This window comes from Variovorax sp. LARHSF232 (assembly GCF_052871435.1).
On sequence record NZ_JBIXJS010000001.1, the window covers coordinates 1076614 to 1103405 of the forward strand.

General features: G+C 63.1%; 23 protein-coding genes and 3 pseudogenes. 9 read left to right on the plus strand and 17 right to left on the minus strand.

Annotated features, from left to right (window positions below; translation table 11 throughout):
- Nucleotides 1–3 precede the first annotated feature (3 nt).
- From ACIPRI_RS05145 to ACIPRI_RS05175, 7 genes are all read right to left on the minus strand, one after another.
- Nucleotides 4–564, minus strand: coding sequence for a DUF2857 domain-containing protein (locus ACIPRI_RS05145; RefSeq protein ID WP_446620299.1), 561 nt, complete (start codon nt 562–564; stop codon nt 4–6).
- A 14-nt stretch (nt 565–578) separates the two neighbouring features.
- Nucleotides 579–2273 carry a ParB family protein gene (locus tag ACIPRI_RS05150; protein WP_446620300.1) on the minus strand — a complete coding sequence of 565 codons (1695 nt, stop codon included), beginning with the start codon at nt 2271–2273 and terminating at the stop codon, nt 579–581.
- Nucleotides 2266–2514, minus strand: a complete 249-nt coding sequence (locus tag ACIPRI_RS05155; RefSeq protein ID WP_446620301.1) for a type II toxin-antitoxin system HicA family toxin — start codon at nt 2512–2514, stop codon at nt 2266–2268. Before ACIPRI_RS05155 ends, ACIPRI_RS05150 begins: the two co-directional genes overlap by 8 nt.
- Entirely contained in the window at nt 2498–3376 is an 879-nt protein-coding gene (locus ACIPRI_RS05160; RefSeq protein WP_446620302.1) for a ParA family protein, read from the minus strand. Before ACIPRI_RS05160 ends, ACIPRI_RS05155 begins: the two co-directional genes overlap by 17 nt.
- A 31-nt stretch (nt 3377–3407) precedes the next feature.
- Nucleotides 3408–3626, minus strand: coding sequence for an AlpA family transcriptional regulator (locus ACIPRI_RS05165; protein WP_446620303.1), 219 nt, complete (start codon nt 3624–3626; stop codon nt 3408–3410).
- A 122-nt stretch (nt 3627–3748) separates the two neighbouring features.
- Nucleotides 3749–4495 carry a hypothetical protein gene (locus tag ACIPRI_RS05170; RefSeq protein WP_446620304.1) on the minus strand — a complete coding sequence of 249 codons (747 nt, stop codon included), beginning with the start codon at nt 4493–4495 and terminating at the stop codon, nt 3749–3751.
- 448 nt (nt 4496–4943) lie between these two features.
- Nucleotides 4944–5273 carry a hypothetical protein gene (locus ACIPRI_RS05175; RefSeq protein WP_446620305.1) on the minus strand — a complete coding sequence of 110 codons (330 nt, stop codon included), beginning with the start codon at nt 5271–5273 and terminating at the stop codon, nt 4944–4946.
- A 319-nt stretch (nt 5274–5592) separates the two neighbouring features.
- Here ACIPRI_RS05175 and ACIPRI_RS05180 point away from each other — a divergent pair, with 319 nt between their 5' ends.
- The 4 genes from ACIPRI_RS05180 (at nt 5593) to ACIPRI_RS05195 (ending at nt 9835) form a co-directional block, all read left to right on the plus strand.
- Complete coding sequence (locus ACIPRI_RS05180; protein ID WP_446620306.1) at nt 5593–5904, plus strand: hypothetical protein; 312 nt, start codon at nt 5593–5595, stop codon at nt 5902–5904.
- A gap of 351 nt (nt 5905–6255) precedes the next feature.
- Entirely contained in the window at nt 6256–7710 is a 1455-nt protein-coding gene (locus tag ACIPRI_RS05185) for a sensor histidine kinase (RefSeq protein WP_446620307.1), read from the plus strand.
- The gene (locus tag ACIPRI_RS05190; RefSeq protein ID WP_446620308.1) at nt 7707–9167 is read left to right on the plus strand and encodes a carotenoid oxygenase family protein; all 1461 of its coding nucleotides are present in this window, start codon (nt 7707–7709) and stop codon (nt 9165–9167) included. Before ACIPRI_RS05185 ends, ACIPRI_RS05190 begins: the two co-directional genes overlap by 4 nt.
- A gap of 47 nt (nt 9168–9214) precedes the next feature.
- The gene (locus tag ACIPRI_RS05195; protein WP_446620309.1) at nt 9215–9835 is read left to right on the plus strand and encodes a LuxR C-terminal-related transcriptional regulator; all 621 of its coding nucleotides are present in this window, start codon (nt 9215–9217) and stop codon (nt 9833–9835) included.
- A gap of 283 nt (nt 9836–10118) precedes the next feature.
- On the opposite strand, the gene ACIPRI_RS05200 is transcribed toward ACIPRI_RS05195, so the two are convergent.
- Both ACIPRI_RS05200 and ACIPRI_RS05205 read right to left on the minus strand, forming a co-directional pair.
- A complete protein-coding gene (locus ACIPRI_RS05200; protein ID WP_446620310.1) occupies nt 10119–10448 on the minus strand; it encodes a response regulator transcription factor in 330 nt (109 codons plus the stop codon).
- 264 nt (nt 10449–10712) lie between these two features.
- Nucleotides 10713–11621, minus strand: a complete 909-nt coding sequence (locus ACIPRI_RS05205; protein ID WP_446620311.1) for a LysR family transcriptional regulator — start codon at nt 11619–11621, stop codon at nt 10713–10715.
- 134 nt (nt 11622–11755) lie between these two features.
- On the opposite strand from ACIPRI_RS05205, the gene ACIPRI_RS05210 reads away from it, so the two are divergent.
- From ACIPRI_RS05210 to ACIPRI_RS05225, 4 genes are read left to right on the plus strand one after another with little or no spacing between them, the layout of a single operon-like run.
- Nucleotides 11756–12805: a tripartite tricarboxylate transporter substrate-binding protein gene (locus ACIPRI_RS05210; protein ID WP_446620312.1), complete on the plus strand. Its 1050-nt coding sequence runs from the start codon at nt 11756–11758 to the stop codon at nt 12803–12805.
- A 17-nt stretch (nt 12806–12822) separates the two neighbouring features.
- Nucleotides 12823–13950, plus strand: coding sequence for a M14 family metallopeptidase (locus ACIPRI_RS05215; RefSeq protein ID WP_446620313.1), 1128 nt, complete (start codon nt 12823–12825; stop codon nt 13948–13950).
- A 58-nt stretch (nt 13951–14008) separates the two neighbouring features.
- A complete protein-coding gene (locus ACIPRI_RS05220; RefSeq protein ID WP_446620388.1) occupies nt 14009–15205 on the plus strand; it encodes an amino acid aminotransferase in 1197 nt (398 codons plus the stop codon).
- Nucleotides 15202–15651 carry a RidA family protein gene (locus tag ACIPRI_RS05225; RefSeq protein ID WP_446620314.1) on the plus strand — a complete coding sequence of 150 codons (450 nt, stop codon included), beginning with the start codon at nt 15202–15204 and terminating at the stop codon, nt 15649–15651. The genes ACIPRI_RS05220 and ACIPRI_RS05225 overlap by 4 nt, the downstream gene beginning before the upstream one ends.
- 1100 nt (nt 15652–16751) lie before the next feature.
- On the opposite strand, the gene ACIPRI_RS05230 is transcribed toward ACIPRI_RS05225, so the two are convergent.
- The gene (locus tag ACIPRI_RS05230; RefSeq protein WP_446620389.1) at nt 16752–17894 is read right to left on the minus strand and encodes an ABC transporter substrate-binding protein; all 1143 of its coding nucleotides are present in this window, start codon (nt 17892–17894) and stop codon (nt 16752–16754) included.
- Nucleotides 17895–17933: 39 nt separating this feature from the next.
- Nucleotides 17934–18117: pseudogene (locus tag ACIPRI_RS05235) on the minus strand (polyhydroxyalkanoate depolymerase); the annotation flags it as partial.
- A 13-nt stretch (nt 18118–18130) separates the two neighbouring features.
- Between ACIPRI_RS05235 and ACIPRI_RS05240 the strand changes: the two are divergent.
- Nucleotides 18131–18238, plus strand: a pseudogene (locus tag ACIPRI_RS05240) (IS630 family transposase); the annotation flags it as partial.
- A gap of 60 nt (nt 18239–18298) precedes the next feature.
- On the opposite strand, the pseudogene ACIPRI_RS05245 reads toward ACIPRI_RS05240, so the two are convergent.
- From ACIPRI_RS05245 to ACIPRI_RS05270, 6 genes and pseudogenes are all read right to left on the minus strand, one after another.
- A pseudogene (locus ACIPRI_RS05245) lies at nt 18299–18414 on the minus strand (electron transfer flavoprotein subunit beta/FixA family protein); the annotation flags it as partial.
- Nucleotides 18399–19859, minus strand: a complete 1461-nt coding sequence (locus ACIPRI_RS05250; protein ID WP_446620315.1) for a wax ester/triacylglycerol synthase domain-containing protein — start codon at nt 19857–19859, stop codon at nt 18399–18401. The pseudogene ACIPRI_RS05245 and the gene ACIPRI_RS05250, both read right to left, overlap by 16 nt.
- Nucleotides 19860–19904: 45 nt before the next feature.
- Nucleotides 19905–21350 carry a coniferyl aldehyde dehydrogenase gene (locus ACIPRI_RS05255; protein WP_446620316.1) on the minus strand — a complete coding sequence of 482 codons (1446 nt, stop codon included), beginning with the start codon at nt 21348–21350 and terminating at the stop codon, nt 19905–19907.
- A 10-nt stretch (nt 21351–21360) separates the two neighbouring features.
- A complete protein-coding gene (locus tag ACIPRI_RS05260) occupies nt 21361–22944 on the minus strand; it encodes a wax ester/triacylglycerol synthase family O-acyltransferase (RefSeq protein ID WP_446620317.1) in 1584 nt (527 codons plus the stop codon).
- A gap of 78 nt (nt 22945–23022) precedes the next feature.
- Nucleotides 23023–24999, minus strand: coding sequence for an alkyl/aryl-sulfatase (locus tag ACIPRI_RS05265; protein WP_446620318.1), 1977 nt, complete (start codon nt 24997–24999; stop codon nt 23023–23025).
- A gap of 71 nt (nt 25000–25070) precedes the next feature.
- Nucleotides 25071–26684: a GMC family oxidoreductase gene (locus ACIPRI_RS05270; RefSeq protein WP_446620319.1), complete on the minus strand. Its 1614-nt coding sequence runs from the start codon at nt 26682–26684 to the stop codon at nt 25071–25073.
- Nucleotides 26685–26792: the final 108 nt, after the last annotated feature.

The window sequence follows — 26792 nt, forward strand, 5'->3', positions numbered from 1 at the left end:
GGCCTACACCAATCCCTGGTCGATCCAGTTCCGTATGGCGGCCCAGACCACGGACATGGGCAGGGTCAGGGCTTCGGCCAGATCCATGGCCAGGGACAGCATGGCGGTGTCATCATCCAGCGCCATCCGGCGCTCGCCGATCGCGGCCTTCCAGTGTTTCCACAAGGCCGCGTCCTCGGCCTCGTCCAGCACCGGGTGCCGACCCTTGCGCTTGGGCAAGCCCAGGATGTCGCGGCGCAGGGCAACCTCCTGGTGCGTGAGGCCATGGAAGCGGCTGACCATCTCCGTGCTCGCGCCCAGGCGCAGCATGCGGTCCACGGTCGCAATCTCCTGCTCTACGTCCTGCATCTGGCTGAGCAGGCGCTTCAGGACATCCTGGTTGACCAATACCGTGCACCAGGACACCGAGGCGTTGACCAGCACGCTGACCAGCGCCGGCTGCTTCAGAGCATCCAGTTCCTTGTCGCCGAATCCCATGGCCTTGCAGCGGCGCAACTGCCCGTTGCGCAGATCGTGCAGGGCCTGGGCGATGACGGCCTGGTTGAGGGGGTGTGGTGTAGACATGGCGGCTTCCGTCCTCAAGAACCCTCACCGCTGTTGCTGGTGGACATACCCGTCTCCAGATCCAGCAGCCGGCGCGCCAGCCGCAGCAGCCGGAATAACTTCACGAAGCCGGCATCGCTCAGCCTTTGCCCGGACGGTCCACCGCCACGAAGCAAGGACGCCAGTTCACTTACCAAGGCTGCGCGGTCTGTCCCGGTGAGGGCTTCAGGTGAATCGCTGAGCGCATGCAAAAGGCAAAGCACCGCACCTCCAAAGGGCAGAAGATTGTGTGCAGCTCCTGGCGCCGAGCAAACGAAGCCGATACCGCGACCGCTGGCTTCAACGTACTTGGCCACAGCCCCTTCCTCGGCAATTTCGCGAGCGAACTGCGCGATGTGGACGCGCAGCCGATCCGGCGCATCCAGGCCCGGCTCGATGAACCAGACATCGGAGATGGGGAACAGTCCACCGACCTGCACAGGGATCGCGTGCAGCACGTTGGCCTCGAAGTCGGGCAATGCATCGCCCATCTGGTCGGCCACTATGCGCTGGATCGATTGCAGACGCGCCGTGGTCGCGGCCGGAGAAACGATGTGAGCCTGCAGCCGGCCGCCATCATCCTCGTCGCGATCCGCAGTAGGTGGCGCCGCAGTTGCCTCCATGTCTTCACCGCTTTGCGGTGGTGGAACAGCAGCGGCCGGTGTCGCGGGTGTTGAGGCAGAAGTGGGCGCAGGCGCAATCGGCGACAGAACCTGCGCGGGCGATTCAGGAATGGATGGATGCCGCGATGCCGCCGCGGAGTCGCCCGGGCGCGATGGCGCGGGATTGCTGGCCAGTATCCGCTGGCGGGTTTCGCTGTCGTCGATTTCCAGGCTCAGCGTGTCGTAGTCCACCTCCAACAAGGCGGCCATCTGGCCCACCAGCTCATCCTGCACCCGCTGGATGGAAAACCCGTCCAGCGGTGCGTCGTACTGCGTCAGCACGTCCTGGAACAACGCGGCGAAGTCGATGGCGAGGGTTCGGCCCAACGCACGCCGATCCCAGGTGCGTTCGCAAGCCTTGCGCAACACCGCCAGTCGCTCGACCTGATGGCGGCCCAGGCCGCCGTACAACACGGTGGGTATCGCTGGCAGCAGGTAACGCACGGCATCCTGCATGCGGCTGATGTGCGACTGCTGTACGGGATAGCCGTCGGTGGTCAGGCGACGCGCGAGTTCGGACTGCGACAACGGCTGGCCGCCGTTTTCCTGCTCGTAGAGGTCACGGGCTCTCTCGATGCCCAAGGCGCGCTCGATGAACGTGAGCCCGCCACGCAATTCGTTCTCGGCCAGGTGGCCTGTGAGTGCCACGATTTCGCCGCGCTGCGGCCAAGGGCGAAACAGGCAGGTGATGCGGAAGAATCGCTCCTCCTTCGTCTCGCTCCACAGCTCGTGCAGAATCGCCAAGCGCGTATTGCCGCCATTGCGGATGATGTAGTGGGCCTCCCCCGGCCGGCGCGTGATCGCGGGCGGCGCATCCAGACCGCGCTCGCGGATCGAGGCCTTGATGTCCTCATAGGCCGGATTGCGCGCCACGCGCGGATCGTGGTCATAAGGGCGTAACTGGTCCAGTGTGACCGAGATGGGGGTGTCGACGATGGGGTCGCTCAGGGTGATGGCCGAAGGGCCGTTGCGCTCGAAGCCGGAAGCCATCAGCTTGGCGGCCATGTCCTGCGGGGTCAGTTCAGCCATGATCGCCCTCCCCCTGTCCCACGCGGATTTGACGATCGGCACGGCGAAGCTGGGCGAGGGCGTTGAGGCTGGCGCGATGGTCGCTTGCCGTTGAGCCGGTGTAGATCGAGGCGTAGCCGGGCTTGGTGAAGCGCAGATAGCCATTGCGCGTGCGCATCACGCGCCAGCCTTCCGCCAGGGCGAACTCGATCAACTCGTGCAACCGTTTGTGCCCGCGCGCCAGGTCATGCACGTTCGCCATGGCCTCCGCTCCCCATGGTGCGCGTTGCATCGGCCCGGCCGGTGACGCGTGCAAACTGCGCCCGCCACTGCGGGAACAATTCGCAGGCTAGCGCCCGCATCGTCTCCAGCGCCGCGGGGGTGGATCGCCCCGCAGGTCGCCGATACTCCACACGATGTACTGGCAGGCCCCGCGTGGCGGCACGCGGATAGGCCTCGATCGCCGGCATGCCGGTATCCAGCACGCGCACGTCGGTCCGGTCCTGGAACATCTGCCGCAGGGTCTGCTGGATCAGCCGTGCGTTGGCAGACACCGGATGCACTCGATTGATCAGCAGGTGCAGCGGCGGCGGTTCGATGCCCAGGTGCCTATACGCGCCGATGTCCTCAATCAGTTGCAGCGTCCCGCGATGCAATTCCCTGGCCGCCAGGATTTCCGGCGTGACCGGCGAAAGCGCCATGTCTGAGGCCAGTACCGCCATCTCCAGCAGCACGCTGCGCGCGCCCTGGGTGTCGATCAGCATCAGGTCGTAGAACGGTGCCAATAGCGGAAGTAGATGCCGCAGCCGCAGTCGCCCGTCAGGGGCGTGCAGCAGCAATATGTTCAGTTCGCCTCGATCGTCATTCGACAGCACCAGGTCCAAGTCCGCAATCGCTGTGTGCGACACCAGCTGTTCGATGCGGCGCTCGTTGAAGGCCAGCAGTTCATAGATGCCAGCGGGCGCTTGTCGGTCAAGCGTGAAATAGCTCGACAGCGTGGGCTGCACGTCCAGGTCCAGCAGCAACACGCGCAATCCGGCATCGGCGGCAAAGCCGCCCAGGTTGGCGGCCGTGGTGGTCTTGCCCACGCCGCCCTTGGTCGAGATGATGGATACCACCTGCATGGCGCTTCTCCGTTGGGTTGGAAGAAGCCCGTCAGGCCCGTTCCTTGCGGCGATCGGTGATCCACTGCTCGATCTCGACGGAATCCCAGCCGACTGCGCGCACGCCCAGGCGCATGGCCCTGGGAAACTTGCCGTCCTTCATCAGGTTGTAGATGTGCGCGCGCTTGAATCCGGTCTTGGCTTCAACCTCGGCGCGGCGCAGGATGCGATGTTCGGCCGGCACTGCCGGGATGAAGGTCTGCGAAGACATGCTGGGCACTCCTTGACCCAAAGGGTCGCTGTGTGGAAGTGCCGTTGATTCAATCGCCTGCGATCTCCAATGTCACTGCAATGGCAGAGCGTCCGGCTGCAATTGCAGCTGCGATGGGGTCATCACGAAGAAATGTGTCGCCTGGCGGCTGACAGTTTGGTCCACAGGGTGCGCTCGCTGATACCTGGCCTCTCGCCGTAGTGCGCGACCAAAGCGCTGATGACGGATTCGAGGTTCTCGAATGACGAGTACGAAACACCGTTGGGTGACTGGCCCAGCAGCAATGTCAGTAGCCCGCCGACGATGTTGAGGTAGGTGGTTTCGCTGCGGGGGCCCGCAGGTCCATCGCGTTTCTCCTGCGCGCGCCGGGCCTGGCTCTCTTGCGAGAGTGTCTCAAATTGCGCGTAGAGCGCATCCCAGGCCTGGATACGATCAGCCAGTTGCAGCTTCAATGCCTCCCTGTCCATGATGAGCACCTGCACGGCATCCACGCTGATGGCTGGATGCAGGTGCCGCTCGAAGGCATCGAACAGGAAGGATGGCCGCTGGTCGGGATAAAAGCGGAGCATCCACGCCTTCAGATCAACGTGGCGGATGGTAAGGCTCGGGTCTTCCAGCAGCCCGGGATCATTGCTGGTGATGCCGTCCTTGCCGAAGGGCAGTTCGAAGTGCACCAGCGCATCGAAGATCCGATCGGAGCACAGCCCCAGTTGGGGCCAGCGGTCGACATCCTCTGGCAGCTTGTTGCGCCCCTTCGCGAGGGACAGAATGTCCTGCTCGAATCGCCACAGGCCTGCCCAGGCGATGGCGGCCTCCAGCACATGATAGAAAACCCTGGCCCGAGAATCAGGCGAGCGTGAGTCGTACATGCACGGCCTCCTTCGGCAGTATCACGATCTCATGATCCCCACTGCGCTCGAACGCGCCACTACCGAACTCGACGTAAGGAGGATGCACGGGGGTGAGGCCTTTGGGCTTCACGAGAGATCCACCAAGAAATACAGATCGAGTCACCAAGATATACCATCTTGGAACTAGAGAAAACAAAATTTGGTAACCCAACGCAGGTGTGGATCAACGGATGCTTCGGGCCCAAAAACGGGGGCCACGGTGCGTCGCTCTCCAGGGCATCATGCGGGCGCTCCGCTTCGGTCCGAGCGGCAGTCAAGTGCCGTCGATGCCATACGGATTCATGCCTCATTCGACCCGCACGATGACCACCATCATCGCCCACGCGTCCACAAGCGCGCGCTACCGCAATAGACAGATGCTCTTGCATGGCCACCTTGCTCTGAAGTGGCCCATGACCGGCATCAGTTAGTAGTTAGGCACGATGGATGCAGTCGGTGATGCGTTGGGATCCGGCAGATCGCGATTTCGGAGCAGCGTAAATCCCAACTTGGGAAACTGTTCCCTCAGGGATTCGCTCAGTCGATGCAGGTTCTGGTACATCCGCGGCTGATTGCGCATACGGCGAGTGACCACGTACCAGTTCTTGCCGTGCATCGACGCCACGATGTAGTAACCCTCGGGCGTCTCCATGATCGTGAAGCTTGTCAGAAAACCCTGTTGATCGCCGATCTTCAGGTCGTTCTCCGTGAGGCTGTTGGCAGGAGTGCAAGCAGGAAGTGCGCGCAGTATCTTCATTGGCTTTGGCCGTCCAGGGTTGCCCGCGTGCGCAAAGAAATCCTGTGCAGCTGATTGACGTTGATCGGCATGGTGCCATCAACTAAACCGTAGAAGCTCTTCATTATGGGCCTCCATGTGCCCTGGACCAAGATGATCGAAATGATGAAGCAGCGCGTCCGCGCTCAAACCGCGTCTCTCGCTTGCGCGTGCGCGCCTTCACGATTAGCACCTTAGTCCTATCAAGTTTTGGGGAATGTTTTTTGGGCGTTGCGTCGGTAACGTTCATCCACCAAGCAGGCTTCTCGCGTCATCGGGGCGGTCAACTGTCATGTCAGCGATGTACTTCAACGTCCTGGACTTCACGGATTCAGGACGGATGCGGTTCGAACGGTTCTATTTGCAGCACGCCACGCCAGAGCGTCGGGGAGAACTTGATCAAGCCATGGATGAGTGCCTGAGCCGGCTGGAAGACATGGTCAACGCCGGCGGCGTACTTGCCTGGCAACTGCCAGCCCACTACGCGCACAGCGGAAGCCAGACCGCATCGTTTTTTCCTTCGGAGGTTGATCTGGTGATTGAAGGAGGGGCTGAAATACCCAATGCGTTGGCGGGTTGGGCCCGGCCGAAACCAATCAGCACGACGAAGTGAGCTGTCGTGTCCTTCAACCGACGACCAAAGCTTCTATGATCGCGACGAACCACAGCCTTGCCGAGGATATTCAGATTGAGATCGATATCCCCGCTCGAATCCAGACCTTTGCCAGGCTCCTCTCGCCTGCCTACTACGGCACTCTCCAGGAACAGATTGTCGAACAATGCGCAAAGCTCGACCCTTCCAAACGTCCAGCTTTCGAGGCGAGGTCGTGGGAGACGATCTTTGGTGTATTGAGGAGGTACCGCGATAAACCAGAGAGCACACGACTTCAGGTCGCCCAGCAGTGCGTCTGCAACGTCCGGTCGCTACTGGACGGCCAGCTGAGCTGTTACGCAGGGACGTCCTGTGACCGACCAATTCAGCGATGAGCATCCTTTCTCACGCCTGCAGGTGGAGGATGCGGCGCACGCAGTTGCGAATGAAGCCAATGCCCGAGGACTGCTCATCCGAGTAACGACCGGGTATCGCTCGCTCGCACTGCGCCAGTTCCTGGCGAACCAGCTTGCCTACGTCTGTGCGGTCCCACTGATATTCGGAGTGGCCTTTTGGGAGCGGCCCATCGATCGCGACTTGCTCTGGATCTGGCTGGCCATCGCGGTCGGAAGCTGGCTGGTGCGGCTTGCCGTGTACTACCGCTTGTTCAACGCACCGCCATCTCAGGTGGCCACATCCCTTTCGCTTCGTCTCATCCCTCTCGGGATGATCTCGATGTCCACGGTCTTCTGGATGTGGTCCATCACGATCTTGATCGGTCCGGTGTTCACTGGTACTGCCGCCGCTCTTCTGTTGGGGCTGATCGCACTGAGCGTGGCCATGATCGGCATGTGGCCGACCACGCCAGGGGCCGCAGCGTCACAGATCATTTTGGTGTGGGCGACGGTGACCTTCAGGGTTATCTCGGAAGGCTTGGCACCATGGCCGCTGATGCTCGCCGCGCTCGGCATGATGGCCGTCACGCTCTGGGCTGTTGTCTACGTCTCGGTCAGTCAGGTCAAGCCGCATTTGGAGCGCTCCGACCGAATCGACCTGTTGGTCGCCGAGTTGCGTGATGCGAATGCGCAGTTGGAGACGCTCAAGAACGAGTTGTGGAATCAGCTCTCGAAACGCTCAGCCTTCTTTGCCGGCGCCTCTCATGATTTCCGACAGCGAATCCATGCCTTCACGCTGCTCGCGGCCTCCGCGGCCAGGGACCTTGGCGGGCATCCGTCGTCGCAGGTTCCGCTGCAGCGGCTAATACAGCAGTTGAATGACATGGAGACCTACGTCACGCATGTCCTCGACTTCGCGCGCATGGAGGCGGTGGACACGGCTCCGCAGCTGTCTGAACTTCCGTTGCACCGCATCTTCCAGCGGCTCGATGTACAGTTTTCTCCGGTTGCCGAAGTGCAAGGCGTGAGCCTCAAACTGATTGCAACCGACGCGGTGCTGCGCACGGATGGAGCGATGCTGCAGCGTATCCTTGAGAATCTTGTCTCCAACGCCATGAAGTTCACGCGCAAGCGCGTGCTCGTGGCCGCGCGTCGGCGCGCGGGTGGCCTCGTCATCGAGGTCTGGGACCAAGGGCCAGGCCTCGATGTTGAACAGCGCGATCGCATCTTCGAGGCCTTCTATCAGAACGATCCCCGGCCGGCTCGCCAACGTGGTGTCGGACTTGGACTGGCCATCGTTCGCCGTTTCACTGACAGCATGGGCTATCGAGTCACCGTCGATTCGCAGCCAGGGCGAGGCTCTGTGTTTCGCCTGATCGTGCCGGCATCTGCAATGGTCTCTTCCCTCAACAAACGTGAAGGAGAACAATGAACTGGACGGACGGAACGTTGAAGGCCTCTTTCGAGGCCTCGCGCGACAAACCTTGGACCGATGGCTTCGCCACGGTTCATCCCGACAACCTGGACAGCGGTCCTCTCCATGTCGAGGGCGAGCTTCCCGAGGAACTGCGAGGCACGTTCTTTCGCAATGGGCCGGGCCGGCATGAGCTCGGCCAGGCGCGTTACAGCCACAAGTGGGATGGCGACGGCATGGTGCAAGCCTTCCGCTTCACCGACGAGGGTGTGCGCCATGAGGGGCGCTTTGTGCGAACCGCCAAGTACCTCCGCGAGTCGGAGGCCGGGCACCCTCTGGTCAGCGCGTTTGGATCGGCATTGGGCGACCAAGGCGCGCTGGATACGGACATCGATGAGATGAACGTGGCCAACATCAGCGTGTGCCTCCACGGCGGCGAACTGCTGGCGTTGTGGGAAGCCGGCTCGGCCTATCAGCTCGATCCGTATGACCTTCGCACAATCGGCCTCAAGGATTGGAAGAGCAGCGAGCCCATTCGCCCGTTCTCGGCCCACCCGAAGATCGAAAACGATGGCGGCCTCTGGAATTTCGGCGCCGATCCCATCGCAGGTGAGCTGAGCGTTTTCCACATCAATCAGGCTGGCGATGTGGACGTGTGCCGGCGGCTGAAGATCGAGCAGCTTCCACCCATTCACGATTTCGCGGTGACGGCGCGCCACCTGGTCTTCATCCTGTCGCCCTTGGTGTTCTCGGTAGATCGTCTGCGCGATGGAGTTCCATTCGCCAGGTCGAGTTCATGGGAGCCCGAGCACGGCACGCGCGCCCTCGTCTTGAGCAAGGAAGATTTCGCGCACCGCTGGTATCGGCTGCCACCGTTGGCCTTGTTTCACATCGGCAATGCGTGGGAAGACGAGCGGGGCACGATCCGCCTCGACTTCATGGGCGCCGATGACCCGCGCTCCATGATGTCGGCCTGGTCGGTCATGACGGGTCAATACAGGCACGCCCGCGGGTCGGTACTGCGGCTACTCACGCTGCCGCCGGCAGGAGACGCCTTGATGACCACGCCCGAGGGGCTTGGAGAAGGTGAGTTTCCTGTCGTCGACCCGCTGAGCATCGGCCGTCGCTATCGTCACGTGCTCTACGTCGGGCGCAGTGCGAACCGCCCCGCGAATCTGCCTGGCTGGGATCAACTCGTCGCCTTCGATGTGGAGTCAGGGCGCACGAGTGAGTACAACTTTGGCGACCGGTGGTTCATCGAGGAGCACGTGTTCGCAAGAACGTCCGACGCGGGCCCGGCCGCCTGGATCGTCGGTACCGGCTTGGACATGGCGCGGCGCCAGACGGCCTTGCTCGTCTTTTCGGCGTCAAGGGTGAGCGCGGGGCCGGTCGCGGTCGCCTATCTGCCTCGCGCCTTACCATTCGGGTTGCACGGAACTTTTGTGCCAGCATCCGCGAGAACTTCAAATCGATAGAGCGGATTTCTCGTCCCATCGCGGCCAGTGACAGAATGACCTGCATCATGTCGCTGAACATCATGATCGTGGAGGATCAACCCTACGTCGCCGAAGCGACGAAGTTGCTACTTGGCGGAGATCCCTCCATAGGCACGATCGAGACGTTCACAACGGCTGATGAAGCAAAGGAGGCCATCGCACAGGACAGGGCAAGGTGGGGACTTATCCTTCTTGATCTCATCGTTCCCGGCGCCGTGGGAATGTCGCTGGCGGCGCACATTCGTGATTGTGGCCTGGCCTCCATTACGTGCATTCTCACTGGCACATACAAGGAGGAGTACGTCGCCGCAGCGCGGCGTGATGGCTTCCGAGGCTACATCCTCAAGGCTGCGACGACGCAAGCAGTGATCGAAGGCCTCCGTGCGATTCTGTCCGGACAACGGGTGTTTCCGCCCAAGGAGGCGACGTCCGACGCCGTCGAGACGGTGATGCTCACACCTCGACAGCAGGCCGTTATGGCGATGGTCGGCAAGGGGCTCACGTCGAAGGAAATTGCCAAAGCGTTGAACCTTACGCCAGGCACGGTCGACAACCACATTCAAGCATCGATTTTTGCTCTGGGCGCGAAGAATCGCGCTGAAGCGGCAATGAAAGCGCTGGCACTAGCGCTCATCACGCTCGACTGAAGCCTGCGGCACTGGGCTTGAATCGATGTCATTCTTGCTGTTGTTGCAACCGAAGGAAGTCCTGATTGTTGGCGCCGACCAAAAACTGAGCCATGGGGGGTCAATTTTCGGCCGGCGCCGACACACGAGCGTTGCTCGGTGTTCCGGAATCGGCAAAAAGGCAATGTCGATCGGGAGGTCAGCCGCAAATCCTCCGTCAACGCTCCTGGCTTCCTCCGCAGTAAGGTTACGCAGGTTGCCAGATTTGCTGGCGGCGAGTTCGCGACAGTCGGACACTGAACCGTCAGGGTCGCTTGGTGCACCCGACGGATGTAGGGAAGATGTGTCGCCGTGTCGCCCACCACGTCGCGACTTCCACCCTGTTGCGGCAACCCAGTTTTCGTGCGGCGTGCTGCACGTATTCGCGCACCGTGTAAGGACTGATCCCCAGGGCACGGGCGATCTGCTTGTACGTCTCACCCTTGGTCACGTGCTGCACCACGGCCTGTTCCCGCGCCGTCAACGTTGATCGCACCTCGCTAGACACCGACCGACGTGGAGCGTGCGCACCTATCTCACCTATCTCGACCGTGTTGACCGTGTTCTCTGGATCGCTACCGTTCGTGCTGCACATGGAAGCCACCTTGCAGGTTAAGTTGAGAGGCGATCCGCAGCGTTCGACGGCAAGCGTCGCAAAGTGAACACGCAAAAGAAAAAGCCCCCCGACGCACGCCGCGAGGGCGTGAATCGGGGGCTTTCATAGCCGACCGTTTTGAGCGGCAATCACTGCCGCCGACATGCCGCGATTGGAAAAATTGCAGCACACAGGGCGTCAATTTAGTTCAGGCCCGACTGGGTTTCAAGGCGGAACTTGTTAACGCCGCCTTTAGACCTGCCCTCAGCGCAGCTTGGAGCTTGCCTCGCGCACGCACTCGGTAAAGATCTTGGCGGCTGGCGTCAGGGCCTGCGAATCCCGTATCAGCAGCGACAGACTAATGTGCGCAAGTGGTCCGGGAACGGGCAGTCTGGTCAGGCCACTCAACATGTCCTGCTTGCGCATGGGGTTACCGGACATCAACGCGACGGCATCTGTCTGGTGCAGCAAAGTGATCGCTAGCAACGCCGATCGGCAGTAGATCACATCTGTTGGTGGCGGCTTGCGCCGCGCCGCAAACAGGCGTTGCAGCAGCATTCGCCCATAGTCCGGCACCAGCCAAGTGCTTTGCTGCAACTGTGCGAGCGATCGCGCTTTGGCGTGGGGATGGCCCGTTCGGGCCATGACCCACAATGGCATTTCGAGCAGCGTCTCGCGCACCAGGCCACCATCAGCTGCCTCAAGGGGATCGCTGAGCTCCGTGGGCTCGCTGAAAACGCCGAAATCGTAATCGCCGTTTCGCCACCGCGTATCGGTATCCGGCTGGGCTTGCTCGTGCAGTTCAAGGGTCACGCCAGGCCGCCGAGCGCGAAAAATCTTCAAGGCATCTGGCAACAGCATCGCCGCCCCCCAGCTGAACGCGATGCGAAGACTCCCGCCCGTCCCATCGCGCATCTGGACGATTTCATCTTGCGTGCGCCGGACCTCATTGAACAGTCGCCTCGTCCTGTGAAGAAGACGCACGCCAATGTCCGTCAGCTCAGCGCCGTGAACGCTGCGAACCAGGAGTTGTGCGTCTACCGCCTTCTCCAATTCACGTATGGCGTGTGTGACCGCCGGCTGTGTCAGATGAAGCTGGCGTGATGCCGCGCGAATCCCGCCTGACTCGGCGACTGCGCGAAAGATCTCCAGCTGGCGAAGATTCAGGTGCATGGGTGAGTGGCTCATGGGATTGACGAAGTCGGCATGTCCGGTCTGGCGCGGTTCGGGAGGGCGATTAGTTTTGTTTATCAGTTGGAAGTATTTTCTGTCTTTGATTTATATCCTCATGTTCGTACAGTCATGTGATGCGCAGTGCCGTTGAGCGCCGCATCGACGTCAACTTCCCCGCATTGGAGTACCCCATGACACCCGCAACTTCCTGGCGCATGCGCGCTGTCCGAAGCGCTCGCATCGCGCTACTGGCCGTGGGCGTCGCCGCTTCCCTGGGCGCTGCGGCCCAAACGGGCAAGCCCGTGCGCATCCTGGTGGGCTTTCCCGCCGGTGGCAGCGCCGACGCCTTGGCCCGCAGCCTGGCAGAGGTCATGGGGAAAAACCTGGGGCAGGCCTTCGTTGTAGACAACCGCCCAGGCGCTGGCGGCCTGATTGCAGCGCAAGCGCTGAAATCCGCCGAGCCTGACGGCAATACCTTGCTGTTGACCAACGACCATACCGTGGCCATCTTGCCGCATACGCTGAAGAATCCCGGGTTCGACGTCGCAAAGGACTTCGCGCCGGTCGCCCTGGTCAGTCAGAAGGGCTCCATTGCCTTGGCCGCGCATGCCAGTACCAAGATCACCCGGTTGTCAGAGATCCCTGCATGGGTGCGCCAGAACCCAGGCCAGGCCAACTTCGGAGTTCCCGCGCCGGGTAGTATCCCCGCGTTTGCTGTGGGCTTGCTTGGCAAGGCGCTCAACATTGACGCGTCGGCGGCCCCCTATCGCGGTGGGGCGCCGATGGTGGCCGACCTCACGGCAGGGCACGTGCCTTTCGGCGTGACCTCGGCTTCCGACCTCCTGCCCCACCACAACAGCCAGGTGAGGATCCTCGCCGTTTCAGGCACCGAGCGGCACCCCGAACTGCCGGACGTGCCGACCTTTGCCGAACTATCCATCAAGGGCCTGGATGTCTATAACGCGGTTGGCGTGTACGCCCCGGCCAAGACCCCTGCGGCAGTGATCACCCGCTACACCGAAGCCGTGCGCACCGCAATGGCAGCCGAGCAGGTAAAGGCGCGCTTTCGGGTGCTGGGCACTGCGCCGGGTTACGGCGACGCTGCCGCACTGACGCAAACCATGCAGCGCATCAGCGATGCCATGGGTCCCGTCATCCGTCAATCCGGATTCCAGCCGCAGTAGTTACCAAACACACCATCATGCAAACTACTCTGGAAACCGCGGCGAATGGTGCCGTCTTGCGCGATTGCTTCTCGAGCTCCTATTCCGAAGCACGCGACAAATTCATTGAGGCCGCCGGGCACGCGGGTGCGCAACTGGAGCACCATGTTCTTGAGGGACAGGTAGGGGCCCAGGGCGAAGTTCTGGCCATGGATGTAGCGCTTCTTGGCCGGGCCGGCGCGAGCTCGTTGCTGGTGCTGAGCTCCGGCGTACACGGCGTCGAGGGATTCTGCGGTTCGGGTTGCCAGCTTGCGTTGCTGCGCGACAGCGGACTGCTCGAGCAAGCCGAAGAGCACGGCGTTGCCCTGATGTTGATCCATGCGGTCAACCCATATGGGTTCTCGCATCTGCGCCGTACCAACGAATGCAACGTCGATCTGAATCGCAACTTCATCGACTTCGAGCAGCCCACCCGCAACCCGGCATATCGCCTGCTGCACGATCTATTGCTGCCCGAGGAGTGGCCGCCGACGCAGCAGACGATCCAGGCCCTGGAGGACTACATTGCCGAGAAAGGCTTTCCCGCGTATCGCGAGGCGGTCACCACGGGACAATCCGAGTTTTCCGACGGCATGTTCTATTCAGGCGAATCGCCCACCTGGAGCAACCGCACCCTGCGTCGGGTGATGAGGGCTCATGGTGCCAACCGCCGGCGCGTCGCGTGGATCGACGTGCACACCGGATTGGGGCCGCGTGGTCATGGCGAGAAGATCCACGCGGGTCTACCCGGTACGCCTGACAATCTGCGCCTGACCCGGGCCGTCTGGGGAGCGGATGTGGTCGCCGCGTGGGAGGGCGAGTCCGCATCGCGCCAGGTGGTTGGCCACGCCGTAAGCGCCCTGTTCCAGGAATGCCCTCGCTCCGAGAACATTGGTATTGCGCTGGAATACGGCACACGCTCGGCACTTGAATCGCTGCGTGCGGATCAATGGCTCAACCGCTATCCTGAGCGGGCCAGCGCCGATCAACGCGCGGCGATCAAGCGTGAGTTATTCGACGCCTTTTACGTCGATCACGATGAGTGGCGCGGAATGATCGTCGGCCAGTGCCGAACTGCGCTGCTTCAGGCCTGTCTTGCGCTTGGCGGCACTTTGCTCGCCGTCTGATCTGCCCATCCCTCTCCCATCGTCATTTCCCTGCCTCTTCATGACTGCCAACCCGTCGCTGTTTGCCCATGTACCCGCCTATGGTGGCGATCCGATCCTGTCGCTGATGGAGGACTTCCAGAAGGACCCGCGCGCCGACAAGGTCAGCCTTGGAATCGGCATCTATCTCGATGAACAAGGCCGCCTGCCGGTGCTCGATTGCGTACGGCAAGCCGAGTCGATCGGGGCGCAGCAGGTAGGCCCGCGACCCTATTTGCCCATCGAAGGCGCAGCGGCCTACCGGCAAGCATTGCAGGCCGTGGTCTTCGGCGCAGACAGCGAAGCCGTGAAGAGCGGGCGCATTGCCACGCTCCAGAGCCTGGGCGGATCGGGCGCGCTCAAGGTCGGTGCAGACTTTCTCAGGCACTACTTCGGCGATGCCGAAGTGTGGGTGAGCGATCCGACCTGGGACAACCATGTCGCCCTGTTCGAAGGCGCAGGTCTGAAGGTCAACAGCTATCCTTACTACGACGCGCAAACCGGTCGCCTGCGCTTTGATGCCATGCTGGCGGCCTTTGGCTCCATGCCCAGTCGCAGTGTCGTTCTGCTGCACGCCAGCTGTCACAACCCAACCGGCATAGATCTCAGCGTCGCGCAGTGGCAAGCCTTGATCGAGGTGATTGCCAAGCGCGGGCTCATTCCGTTCGTGGACATGGCCTACCAGGGCTTCGGGGACGGTCTGGACGAGGACTCCTATGTCATTCGCGCGATGGCAGACTCCGGCGTGGAATTCCTTGTCGCAAACTCATTCTCCAAGAACTTCTCGTTGTATGGGGAACGCTGCGGCGGCCTGAGCGTTGTTTGCGCCAGCAAGAGCACTGCTGACGCTGTGCTCGGTCAGCTCAAAGCGACAGTACGCCGCAACTACTCCAGTCCACCGACCTACGGCCAAGAGGTCATCGCGCGGATACTGAACACGCCCGAGCTGGATGCGCTGTGGCAGCGCGAGCTTTCCGACATGCGCGCGCGCATCAAGTCCATGCGGGAACGCCTGCATCATGTGTTGAATCAGCATTTTCTGGGCGCACGCAACTTCAACTATTTCCTGAGCCAGCGCGGCATGTTCAGCTATACGGGATTGAGCGAGACGCAGGTGAACCGCTTGCGCGAAGAGCACGCGATATACCTCTTGCGTTCCGGCCGCATGTGCCTGCCGGGCTTGAATGCTGCGAACGTGGACTACGTCGCCGATGCCATGGTGAAAGTGTTGAAGTGAACACACTGGTGCACTCGCCGGCGCGGCAAATCGTCGACACGGGGCTTCCCGCATTGGCGCAGCCGTTTTCCTGGGCCGTCAGTGCCAGCGGACTGCTGTTTACCGCACATGGCCCCGTACGCGACGACGGCACCATCGACACGGGGCCCATCCGGGACCAGGCTAGGTTGACGTTTTCGAACTTGCGCCGCGCGGTGGAGCGTGCCGGTGCGACCATGCATGATGTCGCGCAAGTGCTGATCTACATAATGGATGTGCGCGACATGCGGGAGATCGACACCGTCTACCGCGAATTCTTTGAGGCGCCCTATCCGAATCGCTCGAGCATGGCGGTCGCCGGCCTCGTGGTATCTGGCATGAAGATCGAAATCGTCGCCTACGTTGCGCTGCCCGCCGACAACCCTGCTGCGACTGATGCGACAGGGGCGCGCCATGGCCCGCAGTGATGGCGAGGAATCCCCCGACCGCTGCGCAGTGCGGTCATCAGTTGTTGGAGTCGCGGACGGATTCAGTGGGGCATCGCCCCTACGCTTTGATATTGGCAACCAGTGTTGCAGTCCCGAGGACCTTGATTGCTCGCCGGATTTGTAGACCAGAACCTGCAGACTCATCTCGGTTCGCACGTTCGTGAGTGGCTTCGTCAGGGAGTGCGTGGATCCCATCCACGCTTTCGTCAACAGACAGTCAACACACGTTGAAGTCGAGGGACAGACTCGCCAGGATGGTGTGCATCTCAGTTTAAATGGACATCTATGGATTTCAGGAAGCTTCCTCGCCGACGCCACAGCCCGGAATTGAAGAGCGGTAAGGGGGTGTCAGGCGACACGACAAACCGACCAGCTGTCCGCACCTCCGCTGGGTCAGTTCCTGATGTCGCTTGACACTTGCCAGCGCGTGCAAGTTTTCGCAGGCAGCCCTGTTGGCCCCTGTCAGTGCAATGAGGTCATTGCGCCGAGCGGCAATGATCGTGCACATGTAGCAGTTCTTGAGGCGTGACAGCATCGGGGTTCAGTATCGAAGTCCACCTCCTTCTTGTCCAATTCGATTTATTGACGTCCTCTATACGCATCTCGAATTGCTGCAAGGGCACGGCATGCTGGCGAGGCAGACCCGCGGCAAGATCCCCGCCCCACAAACCGCGCCAGGACATCGGGCGCCGATCATGAAGACGAATTCCGTCATCCAGACACTGCAGCGTACGCGGACCCCGCGTTGCCTGGCACTATCCCTCTCACTGCCCGCCGTAGCTCAACAGCCGCAGCCCGCGCCGAGCAAATCCGCGCCGAGGCCACGAAGGCCGCCAACGCTGCTGTACCTCGGTCAACGAGAAGGTGGGCAAGCGGCCAGTGACCGGCATTGTCTAGAGCCACAGCCATATCGGCCACTACGGCGGCGCGCATGACGTTGACCAGAACCGAGGACGTCAAGTCCGGCCAGGTCAAAGTGCTGGCACCGGAAGGCTTCGCGGGGCTCGACGTGGACCCGAGTCGCAAAGATGGAGCAAGTGTTGGAGATAGCGAAGTCCAAAGGCGGTTGGCGCCGGTACTCAGCGCACAAATCTTCCGTCAGGTCTCACTTGCACCAACTCCACGAAGCGCGAACCCGTGTGTTGGTTACCGCTGAAGTCGATGTCCATGCCAGCCACGCGCATGCTCATGCTGCGTAGCGCGGCGTGCAATCGCGCACGGGTGAGTTCGCGTCCGATGCGCTTGAGCGATTCGACCACCACGCGGCCTGCCACATAGCCCTCATAGCTGTGGTAGCTGATCGGCACCTTGGCCAACTCGGCCAAGCGACGGTAGTGGATGGCGTCTGGATTGGCGCCGTCCCAGGGGTAGGGCGTGACCTGCGAGATCGCCAGCCCGCGTGCTTGCGCGCCGAGCAAACGAGCCGCGACCTCCCCCGACAGTACGGACATGCCGTAGAAGCTCGGCGATCCACCCTTCGCCCATGCGGCCCTCATCAGCGCGGCCGCTGATCCGCCATCCATGAACTGAATGACCGCCTGCGGTTGCTTGATCGCCAACGCCTGGCCAGCCTCGGTCGCGCCGCTACCGTCGGGCATTACGGCAGCAGAGGCGTGCAAGAGGAGGTTCTGCTTAGCCAGCAGGGCCTCTATCAAATTCTTGACTTCCTGGCCACCGGGCGTGGCCAGGTGAGCGACCGCAAGACGGGTCATGCCCAGCGTGGTCAGGTGCTGAACCAGGGCTTCGGCCTCGCGCAACCAACTGGCGCGGGTGTAGTAGGCCACTCCCTGGGTCTTGTCGCGCACCGAGTCGGTCACGGCGCTGGCGCCGATCAGCGGCGCGCCGCTCTCGCGCAACAGCGGTGCGGCCGCCAGTGTGGGGGCCGCCCCCGTTCCGCATACGCAGGCGAAGACCTTGTGCTGGTGCAGCAGCGCCTGGTAGTTGGCTTGTGCACGGTCCGCCTGCAGTCCGTCGTCCAGCGCGATGAGTCGCAACTGGCGCTCCGCGACGCCGCCTTGTGCGTTGATGTCATCAAACACCAGCCGAGCACCGGCTTGCACCGTCAACGCCGCCTCGCCCAATGGACCGCTCAGCATCGCGCTCTGTCCGAGCAGGACTTCGCTACTGGAAACCCCCGGCTCAGCCGCTTGCGCCGCAACATTGGTGATCATGCACGCGGCGCCTGCTGCCAGCAGAAACCCTCTTCGATCGTTCGTATTCATTCCTCTCGCCTTCCTGCGATTTCGTCTGCTTTGAGATTCGCGACTAGCACCGGAAATGTCGTCCAGCTCACCCTCGATAGTCACAAAGCCGAGAGAGTGGATGTCCTGTGAGCGCACGCGCTCGACTTCCCCATTGGGGTTCTTCACCCTTGATCAGATCCTTGAAGTAGTCATGGTGGCTGCCCGCGTGGCGGTCGGGGTTCATCGCCACACAGCCCGCGTGTTAGCGCCGCTGCGAAAAGCTGCAGTGCCGAGTTGGCGACCAACTGCAGGCCATCGATGACAGCGCCCTGGTTCGTTCCTTCTTCAAGCACCCATCTGTCTCCTATATTTCTGACTTATGAGTAAAGCGAGCACACCAGCGCTGACACGGCGACGAAACCTTCGACAGCACTGGCACTGCCCACCTTGAGCACCTTTAGGCGAGGGACCACGTCCGCGCCAAGGTCGGCGGGGTAACGGTGTCCAGCTGCTTCTTCTTGGCCTTCATGATGTTGGGCAGCATCAAGTGGCGCGGCTGACAGCCGTCGCGCGCTTCACGCCTGTTGCACCCCGCCCACGCGCGGCGCGCGCAAGCGGCGCCTTGCGCGCAACGGTCGGCGCGGCCAGTTGCTCCGCAAGCCCGTCGAAGGCTTCTCGGGTGTAGCGCGCGAGCTGCTCGACCCGGGGCACTGCGTCGGGGATCGCGAGGAAGGCCAGTTGCAACTGGTCGCTGAGGGTCACCGCCGTGACGTTGAGCATCTGCCCGGCATTGACCAGGGCCAGCGGGAGTACGAGGTCGACCTTGGCACCCATCAGGTAGCGCGCCTCGGGAAAGCCGAAGGGGTTGGAGACGACCATGTTGCTGACCGCCACCTTGCCTGGCAGCCCAATCTTCTCGAGCATGCCCGGCACCCCGTGCACGAGTGCCGTGTACAGCATCACCGTCTCGCTGGCCTCGCGCTTGACCACGTCCTTGATGGTCGCGGTATGTTGGCGAATGTCCTGGAGTCTGCCGACGGCCGACTTTCCCGGGCCGCCCAGCGGAAACTGCAGCACGGCAATCTGGTTTCCGCCCTTGGCGCCAGCCAGCGCAACCGGCATCGCGGTGACCAGCGGCTTGTCGGGCCGGGTGCCGAGTTCAGCCAGGTAGCGGTCGAGCGCAACGTCCAGGGACAGTAGGATCAGGTCGTTCAAGCTCACCCCATGCGCCTTCCCGAGCGCCTTCATCTCGAGGATCGGCAGCGTGCAATACGCGAACGAGCGTTCCACCGAAGCGCGTCCGGTCAGAACCTTCGGAATGCCGGTGAAGGGCAGCATCATCTTCGCGGTGGAGCCGGCGCGGACGCTGTTCAGCGCCTGGCCGGCAAGCATCCGGACCAGTGACGCCGTCGTGCCAGCGCCTCCCGCCACCTGGGCGATCGCCTGGCCAACGCGGTCCGCGATGGAGGCCTGCGCAGCACGGCCATACGCCTGCTGCGGAACACCCTCCCACATGGCGCGGATCTGGCGTTCACCGGGCGTCACCGACAGCCAGTTTGAAATCACCTGGATGAAGGTGCGACCGTCGATCACGCCGTGATGCATCTTGCCGAATAGCGCCACCCTGCCGCCCTGCAGCCCGTCGATCACGTAGAACTGCCACAGCGGCTGGGCGCGATCGAGCCGCGTCTGGTGCAGCTTGCTGACCTGGTCGAACAACTGCTGCTCGCTGCCCGGCGAGTCCAAGGTCACGCGGTGCACGTGCCTGGCCAGATCGAAGTGCGGGTCTTCCTCGAGTGACGGCAATCCCAGGCCAGACTTCTGCAGCCGGAAGGTGAAGGGCGGCCCGGCCGGGCGCTTGAGCAACCGCGCGTACAACTTGTCGGAAAAGCCGGCCCGAAGGCGCCCGGGCGGATCAAGCACGATGAGCGGCCCGACATTGAAATGCCGATCGGGCGATTCGAGCACGAACATCGCGAGATCGAGGACGGAAAGGGCTGGCATGGCTTGTCTCTTTGAATTTCTTGTGACGGGGCGGTTCCTCGGGACCTAGCCCCTGAGCCTGATCAGCCAGTTCATGATCTTCTCGGCGCGCACCCCGTAGGGCGGCTGGAACATCATCTGGATCGCCGAGAACGGCGCCTGGTGGAACACCGGGCGCAGCTTGGAGAAGGTGGTGAAGCCTTCGTAGCCGTGGTAGTGGCCCATCCCGCTGGCGCCGACGCCGCCGAACGGCAGGTCGTGCTGGGCGGCATGCATCATCGCCTCGTTGACCGAGACTCCGCCGGACATCACTCGATCGATGTAGAACCGCTGCAAGGCCTTGTCGTGGGTGAAGGGGTAGATCGCCAGTGGCCGGTCGCGGGCATTGATGTAGCGCGCCACCTCCTCGGAGTCGCGATAGGTGCGGATCGGCAGGATCGGGCCGAAGATCTCGCGCTGCGACAGCTGCATGTCGTCGCTTGGATTCAGCACCAAGTGCGGCGCGAACTTGCGCAGCGCCCGGTCCGGCTTCTGGTGGGGCAGCAGGTTGATCACATGCGCGCCCTTGGCCCGCGCGTCGTCGAGCATGCCGACGAGGCGCTGGAAAGAGCGTTCGTCGATGATCGAGGTGAAGTCCGGCCCGTTGAGGTCGGGGTAGCGCTCGGCGACAAGGCGCCTGGCATGCTCGACGAACTCGCCGACCTTGCCTTCCGGCAGGAACAGGTAGTCGACATTCAGGCACACCTGTCCGGCGTTGAACATCTTCACCCACAGCACCCGCTCTGCCGCCGTCTTGATCGGAAAGCCCGGGCCGACGATGGCCGGCGCCTTGCCGCCGAGTTCCAGCGTCACCGGCGTCAGGTTGCGCGCAGCGCTGGCCATCACCGCGCGGCCGGTCTGGCCGGAGCCGGTAAACATCAGGTGGTCGAAGGGCAGCGCGCTAAAGGCCGGGCCGCGGCCTCCTCCATCCTCGAAGAAGCTCAGCTTCTCGGCGGGGAAGTACTTCGGGCTCAGCTCGATCAGCAGCTTGGCCAGGTGGGCCGAGTTCTCCGACATCTTGAGCATCGCGCGATTGCCGGCGGCGAAGATGGCGGTCAGCGGGCCGATCGACAGGTAGAGCGGGAAGTTCCACGGCACGATGACGCCGACCACGCCGAGCGGCTGGGCGATCAGGCGATTCTTCGCCAGCGGGTACATCATCAGGTCGACATGGCGCCTCTGCGGCTTCATCCAGCGCTTGAGCTTCCCGATCGTGTCGCGGATGCCGTCGAGCACGACGAAGAACTCGGCAAACAGAGTCTCGAAGCTCGAGCGGTTGGTGTAGTCCCGATGAATGGCCTCGACCAGCGCCGCCTGGTTCTCCTTGAGCATGAGCGCCAGGGCCTTCAGGTCGGCCACGCGCTGCGCGTGGCTCGGGTTGGGGTCAGCCAGGTAGGCCGCGCGCTGGCGTGCCAGGCACTGCTCGAACTCGGCGGGGGTCAGGAGTTGCGCGGGCAGGTCGTTCGGATTCATGTCATGGCCTTCAGGTGGGTGCCTTGTGCCGCGGTCGGGGCACGCGAGGTGACGCGGACTTCGGCCGCGAAGTCTCAGGCCTGGTGCCTGCGGGTCGCGCGCTTGGGCGCGGACGGGTCGCGCGAGCTGCCACATCAGGCGCACCCGCCGGCAATGCGCTTGTCGCTGCAGCCGCGGCCGCCATCTCCGCGATCGACGCACGGATGCAGTCTCCGAAGAATGCGGGGTCGGGCACCATCTCGGGGCAGCTTGTCAGCGAGATGACCATCTGGCCGTTGTAGCTCGTCACGGTGAAGAGCGCTCCCAGACCATCGGTGATCGGCGCCACCGCCGACCAGTAGCGCAGCTTGGCGCCCAGCATGGTCAGCTCGGCATTGGGCCCCGGGACATTGGTGACGGTGCAGTTGTGCATCACCATCCGCCCCATGCCACCCATGCCTGTCATCGTCGCCATCCGTCCGGCCACGGCGAGCGTGGCGGGAGGTGCATGCTTGCTGATGTCGGTGAGATCGTGGCCACCGATGGCATTGCTCAATGCTTTTGTCCGAGTCGTGGCCTGCTGGATCGCCACCAGTCGCGCCAACGGATCGGCGATGTCGCTGCCCAACGGAAATGTGAGGAAGGAAATGGCATTGCCCGTGGTCTTGCGCTCCGAAGCGTCCTGACGGGTGTTCACGGGTGCCAGCGCCATCAGTGACTTCCCGGGCAACTCCTCCTTGCTCTCCAGGTAGCGCCGCATCGCGCCGCCGACGATCGCCAGCACCGCATCGTTGACGGTCGCGCCGGGCACCATCGCCCGGGCGCGCTTGATCATTGCCAGTTCGAAGACGACGCTCTCGAACACCCGCTGGTTCGACACGGGGCGGTTGAAGCGGGTACGCGGCGCGCCGGACTCAGGTGCCATCAACGCGCGCGACAACAACTTCCAGGCCGCGGCAGACAGCTTGGGCAGCGCACGCGACAGCGGGGCGGCGAGCTTGAATGGCGCCCCGACATTGTCGATGATGATCTGGCTGACGGTGTCGACGAAGCCAGGCACAACCTGCTCGCGGGCGACGTGCTTTTGCTTGTCCAGCACGGCGGTGGACTTTCCCTTCGACCCCACCACGTCATGCAGTGCCCAGGTGAGCTCCGTCGCGGCCGTTCCATCAATCGCGGCGTGGTGAATCTTGGTGATCAGGGCAAAACTGCCCTTGGGCAACCAGGCGATCCGATCGAGCCCTTCGATCACGTACATCTCCCACGGCGGGCGCGAGAGGTCCAGCGACCTGGCGTGCAAGCGCGCAGCCATGATGCAGAACTGGCGCCAATCGCCGGGCTGGGGCAGCGCGAAATGGCGCACATGAAAGTCGATGTCGAAGCCCGGGTCCGGGGTCCAGTAGGGGTAGGCCAGGCCCAGCGGCGCCTGAACGATCTTGCTGCGGAACATCGGCGAGACATCGAGGCGCTGCTCGAGATGGCCGATGATCTGGCGCAAGCGCAATGCCTGTTCCAGATCGCTCTGGTCGTAGATGTAGATCATCGTGGCATGCGATGCCGCATGCGGAAGATCCAGATGCAGGAACAGCGCATCCTGTCCGCTGAGGTTCTTCATGGTGAAGTCCTTGGCTATCGACCCACAGCCGTTGCTGGCCCCGGGGGGCCAGCCTTGCGCGAGTCGAACAGCTGGGTGTCAGGGCGTGACGATATTGAACAGCGGGTTCGGGGTATCGAGATTGGCGAACACGGCGCCCAGCGCCTTGGGATCGCCTTCGAGCTTGACTTCACCCGCCTTCATCAGGTCCGGCAGCGGCACCTTGCCCACGGTCATCTTCATGAATGCCGCCGTCGACAGCGACAGGCTCACCTGGGGGTTTTTCAGCACGCGGCCCTTGGTGTTGTTGAGCACCGAGTTGCTCAACTCCAGCGCGTACTTGTCGCCGCTGTCAGTGAAGCTGAAATTGATGCCGACCTTCTGGCCATCCACCTTCTCGTGATTCAGGCGGACCGCCAGCAGGTCGAACACCATCTCGGGCGTCATTGCGCGCAGCAGGTCAGGGCCCTGGGTGGAAAGACGAACCGGCTTGACGCCCTGGCGCAGTTCCTGCGCCGCTGTCAGGTATTCGCTGCGCCACACGCCGTTCTCGACCTGATAGCCGATCTGCTCCAGCGCGTCGGCCTGCAGAGCGCGGGCCTCCATGTTCTGGGGCTCGGCCATCACCAAATGATTCACGATCTCGGCCGTCCAGCGGTAGTCGCCCGCGGCAAAGGTCTTGCGCCCCTTCTGCAGCACCGCCCCCGCACCGCCGAGATCGGCCACGTAGCGGCGTGAGGTCTCTGCTGGCGCGTAGCGGTGCAGGGTCGCGGGATTGCCGTCGAAGTAGCCGAGGTAGAAGTTGTAGACGCCACGCAAATTGTGGCTGAGCGAGCCGTAGTAGCCACGTGTGGAAACGTCTTCCTGCAGAGCCTTCGGGTAGAAGGTGGCGTTGCCCAGGTCATCCATCTTCTTGCCCTGGTTGGCCAGGAACAAGGCCCGGTCATGAATGAAGCGGTACATGTCGCGCTGACCGGTGATCAAAGTGCGGATGCGCTCTTTGCCCCAGGTGGGCCAGGTATGGCTGCCGAATGCCACCTCGGCATCCGGAAACAGATCCAACAGTTCGTTGATGTACTTGCTCCAGCCCAGGGCATCGCGCACCTTCGCGCCGCGCAAGGTGTAGACGTTGTGCATGGTCTTGTTCACGTCCTCGGCCAGGCACAGGGCCTTCAGGTCGGGAAAGTAGAACAGCATCTCGGACGGCGCTTCGGTGGCCGGTGCCATCTGGAACACGATGCGCACGCCGTCGACCGTCAGCTCCTGGCCGGTCTTCGTGACCAGTTCGGACGGTGGAATCAGGCCGATGGTGCCCGTGGCGATGCCGGTGCCGAGGCCCATACCGACCGTCCCCTGGGGACCTACCGGCACCGGCATGCCGAACTGGTAGTGGACGCGCCGGATCATCACATTGCCGGCCAGCACGTTCTCGGCGATGGCGTTTTCCATGAACCCGTCCGGCGCGATGACACGGACCTTGCCGGCCTTGACGTCTGCCTCGTCCACGATACCGCGCACGCCGCCAAAGTGGTCCGCGTGGGTGTGCGTGTAGATGACGGCACTGATCGGCCTCTTGCCCAGTTGTCGGTCAACAAGTTCCATGGTCGCCTTGGCGCTCTCGGCGGCGGTCATCGGATCGATGACGATCCAGCCGGTCTTGCCGGCCACCAGCGTCATGTTGTCGACGTCGTAGTTGCGCACCTGGTAGATGCCGTCGGCGACCTTGAACAGTCCATGCTGCGCGGTGAGCTTTGCGGATTGCCAGAGGCTCGGGTTCACGGTTTCAGGGGCATCGCCCTTGATCGCGGCAAATGGCGCGACGTCCCACACCACGTCGCCCTTTGCGTCCTTGATCTGCTTCTCGCCCAGCGCGGCGACGAAGCCCCTGGTGGCATCTTCGGTCTGCTGCGCATCGTTGAAATTGCGGCCTGCCGCAAAGGCCTTGTTGGCGGCAATCGTGGCCGCGCTGGCGCCCTTCGGGCTCAGGTCGGGCGCGCCGGCCTGGACTCCGGCGCTGCCGGCAAGGAGGGCCGCCGCGAGGGCCAGCAGCGATGTGGTCGAGGAATGCGCTTTCATGGGTTTGTCTCCTGTTTGTCTGATGTATCGAATGGCCGGGTAGTTGGAAGCGACCGTTGCAGCTTTGCCGGTCAGGCGTGGCGCGCGTCTTCGCGAACCATCTGGGCGGCCTTCTCGCCGACCATGATCGAAGGGGCGTTGGTGTTGCCGCCGATCAGCGTCGGCATGACCGAGGCGTCGGCCACGCGAAGGCCGTCGATGCCGCGCACACGCAGCCGTGCGTCGAGCACGGCCATTGGGTCGCTCGCCGGCCCCATCTTGCAGGTGCCCGCCGGGTGGTACTGGGTGTCGGCGCGGTTGCGGATGTCCTCGGTCATCGCCGCCGCGTCGTCGGCGCGCACCGGGTAGATCATGTCGCCGCGCGCGCCGTCGAAGGGGCTCGACTCGATGATGCGCTGCTGCAGCTGCCCGCCTCTGAGCAACAGTTGCAGGTCGCGCTCGTCAGCGAGGAAGTTCGGGTCGATCACCGGCGCGTCGCGCGCCTCGCGGCTGCGCAGCGAGACCTGGCCTCGGCTGTACGGGCGCATGACATTGACGTGGCACGAGATGCCATGCCCCGCGTGGATCTTGCGCCCATGATCGTCGACGATGGCAAGAATGAAGTGCAGCTGCAAGTCGGGCCGGCTGTGCTCGCGGCGCGAGCAGATGAAGGCGCCAGATTCGGCGAAGTTGCTCGTGAGCATGCCGCTGCGCTGCTTGCGCCACTCGAAGATCGCGGCCGTCATCTTGGCCGTGCCGCGCAGCGAGACGCCGAAGGTCTGGGTGTCGCTGGGGGCGCGCCAGGCTTGCACGTAGTCGATGTGATCCTGCAGGTTCTTGCCGACGCCGGGCAGGTGCTGCGCGACCGGGATGCCCATCGCCTGCAACTCGGCCGCCGGGCCGATGCCCGACAGCAGCAGCAACTGCGGCGAACCGAAGGCGCCCGAGGAGACGATGACTTCACGCCGCGCCGTCACGCGCTTGCCCGCGTTTCCCTGCAGGTATTCGACGCCCGTCGCCCGTCGCCCGCGCAGCAGGATCCTGGTCGACAGCGCGTGGGTCACCACGTGCAGGTTGGGGCGCCCGAGGTGGGGCGTCAGGAAGGCCTTGGCCGAACTGCAGCGTTCGCCGTTCCTGTGCGTCACCTGGTACATGAATGCACCTTCCTGCCGGACCCCGTTGTAGTCGGCGTTCAGCCCCACCCCGTTCAGCGCTGCCGCATCGAGGAACATCTGGTTCAGCGGGCTGGTGTGGCGCGGGTAAGTGACGTTGAGCGGACCGCCCTGGCCGTGAAAGGCATCGTCGAACTGCTCGTTGTGCTCCGAGCGCCTGAACAGCGGCAGCACTTCGTCGTACGACCAGCCCTCGTTGCCGAGCGCGGCCCAGTGGTCGTAGTCCCAGCGGTCGCCGCGCACATAGACCATGGCGTTGATCGAGCTCGACCCGCCCAAGGTCTTGCCGCGCGGCTGGTAACCGGTGCGTCCGTTCAAGCCCTTCTGCGGCACGGTCTGGAAGGCCCAGTTGTTGATCTTCGTCGGCATCATGGCCACGACGCCGACTGGCGCGTGGATCAGCACGCTCTTGTCGGGCCCGCCGGCTTCGAGCAGGCACACCGTGGTGGCAGGGTCCTCACTCAGGCGCCCGGCCAGGGTGGCGCCGGCCGATCCGCCGCCAACGATCACATAGTCGAATTCGAGGGTGGTCATGGGTTCACTGCTCATCCGTAGGCTTGTCTCGGCGTGTCGCCTCGGCGGGCGCCGCTGTTGTGAAATTCGGATCGAAAGCCGATCCATCCGGTGCTGCCGCTATGGTCT

What these genes read in the sequence shown, in the direction of transcription:
- ACIPRI_RS05145 (WP_446620299.1), bottom strand. Translation starts at nt 564, where the DNA reads ATGTCTACACCACACCCCCTCAACCAGGCCGTCATCGCCCAGGCCCTG.
- ACIPRI_RS05150 (WP_446620300.1), bottom strand. Translation starts at nt 2,273, where the DNA reads ATGGCTGAACTGACCCCGCAGGACATGGCCGCCAAGCTGATGGCTTCC.
- ACIPRI_RS05155 (WP_446620301.1), bottom strand. Translation starts at nt 2,514, where the DNA reads ATGGCGAACGTGCATGACCTGGCGCGCGGGCACAAACGGTTGCACGAG.
- ACIPRI_RS05160 (WP_446620302.1), bottom strand. Translation starts at nt 3,376, where the DNA reads ATGCAGGTGGTATCCATCATCTCGACCAAGGGCGGCGTGGGCAAGACC.
- ACIPRI_RS05165 (WP_446620303.1), bottom strand. Translation starts at nt 3,626, where the DNA reads ATGTCTTCGCAGACCTTCATCCCGGCAGTGCCGGCCGAACATCGCATC.
- ACIPRI_RS05170 (WP_446620304.1), bottom strand. Translation starts at nt 4,495, where the DNA reads ATGTACGACTCACGCTCGCCTGATTCTCGGGCCAGGGTTTTCTATCAT.
- ACIPRI_RS05175 (WP_446620305.1), bottom strand. Translation starts at nt 5,273, where the DNA reads ATGAAGATACTGCGCGCACTTCCTGCTTGCACTCCTGCCAACAGCCTC.
- ACIPRI_RS05180 (WP_446620306.1), top strand. Translation starts at nt 5,593, where the DNA reads ATGTACTTCAACGTCCTGGACTTCACGGATTCAGGACGGATGCGGTTC.
- ACIPRI_RS05190 (WP_446620308.1), top strand. Translation starts at nt 7,707, where the DNA reads ATGAACTGGACGGACGGAACGTTGAAGGCCTCTTTCGAGGCCTCGCGC.
- ACIPRI_RS05195 (WP_446620309.1), top strand. Translation starts at nt 9,215, where the DNA reads ATGTCGCTGAACATCATGATCGTGGAGGATCAACCCTACGTCGCCGAA.
- ACIPRI_RS05200 (WP_446620310.1), bottom strand. Translation starts at nt 10,448, where the DNA reads ATGTGCAGCACGAACGGTAGCGATCCAGAGAACACGGTCAACACGGTC.
- ACIPRI_RS05205 (WP_446620311.1), bottom strand. Translation starts at nt 11,621, where the DNA reads ATGCACCTGAATCTTCGCCAGCTGGAGATCTTTCGCGCAGTCGCCGAG.
- ACIPRI_RS05210 (WP_446620312.1), top strand. Translation starts at nt 11,756, where the DNA reads ATGCGCAGTGCCGTTGAGCGCCGCATCGACGTCAACTTCCCCGCATTG.
- ACIPRI_RS05215 (WP_446620313.1), top strand. Translation starts at nt 12,823, where the DNA reads ATGCAAACTACTCTGGAAACCGCGGCGAATGGTGCCGTCTTGCGCGAT.
- ACIPRI_RS05230 (WP_446620389.1), bottom strand. Translation starts at nt 17,894, where the DNA reads ATGAATACGAACGATCGAAGAGGGTTTCTGCTGGCAGCAGGCGCCGCG.
- ACIPRI_RS05250 (WP_446620315.1), bottom strand. Translation starts at nt 19,859, where the DNA reads ATGCCAGCCCTTTCCGTCCTCGATCTCGCGATGTTCGTGCTCGAATCG.
- ACIPRI_RS05255 (WP_446620316.1), bottom strand. Translation starts at nt 21,350, where the DNA reads ATGAATCCGAACGACCTGCCCGCGCAACTCCTGACCCCCGCCGAGTTC.
- ACIPRI_RS05260 (WP_446620317.1), bottom strand. Translation starts at nt 22,944, where the DNA reads ATGAAGAACCTCAGCGGACAGGATGCGCTGTTCCTGCATCTGGATCTT.
- ACIPRI_RS05265 (WP_446620318.1), bottom strand. Translation starts at nt 24,999, where the DNA reads ATGAAAGCGCATTCCTCGACCACATCGCTGCTGGCCCTCGCGGCGGCC.
- ACIPRI_RS05270 (WP_446620319.1), bottom strand. Translation starts at nt 26,684, where the DNA reads ATGACCACCCTCGAATTCGACTATGTGATCGTTGGCGGCGGATCGGCC.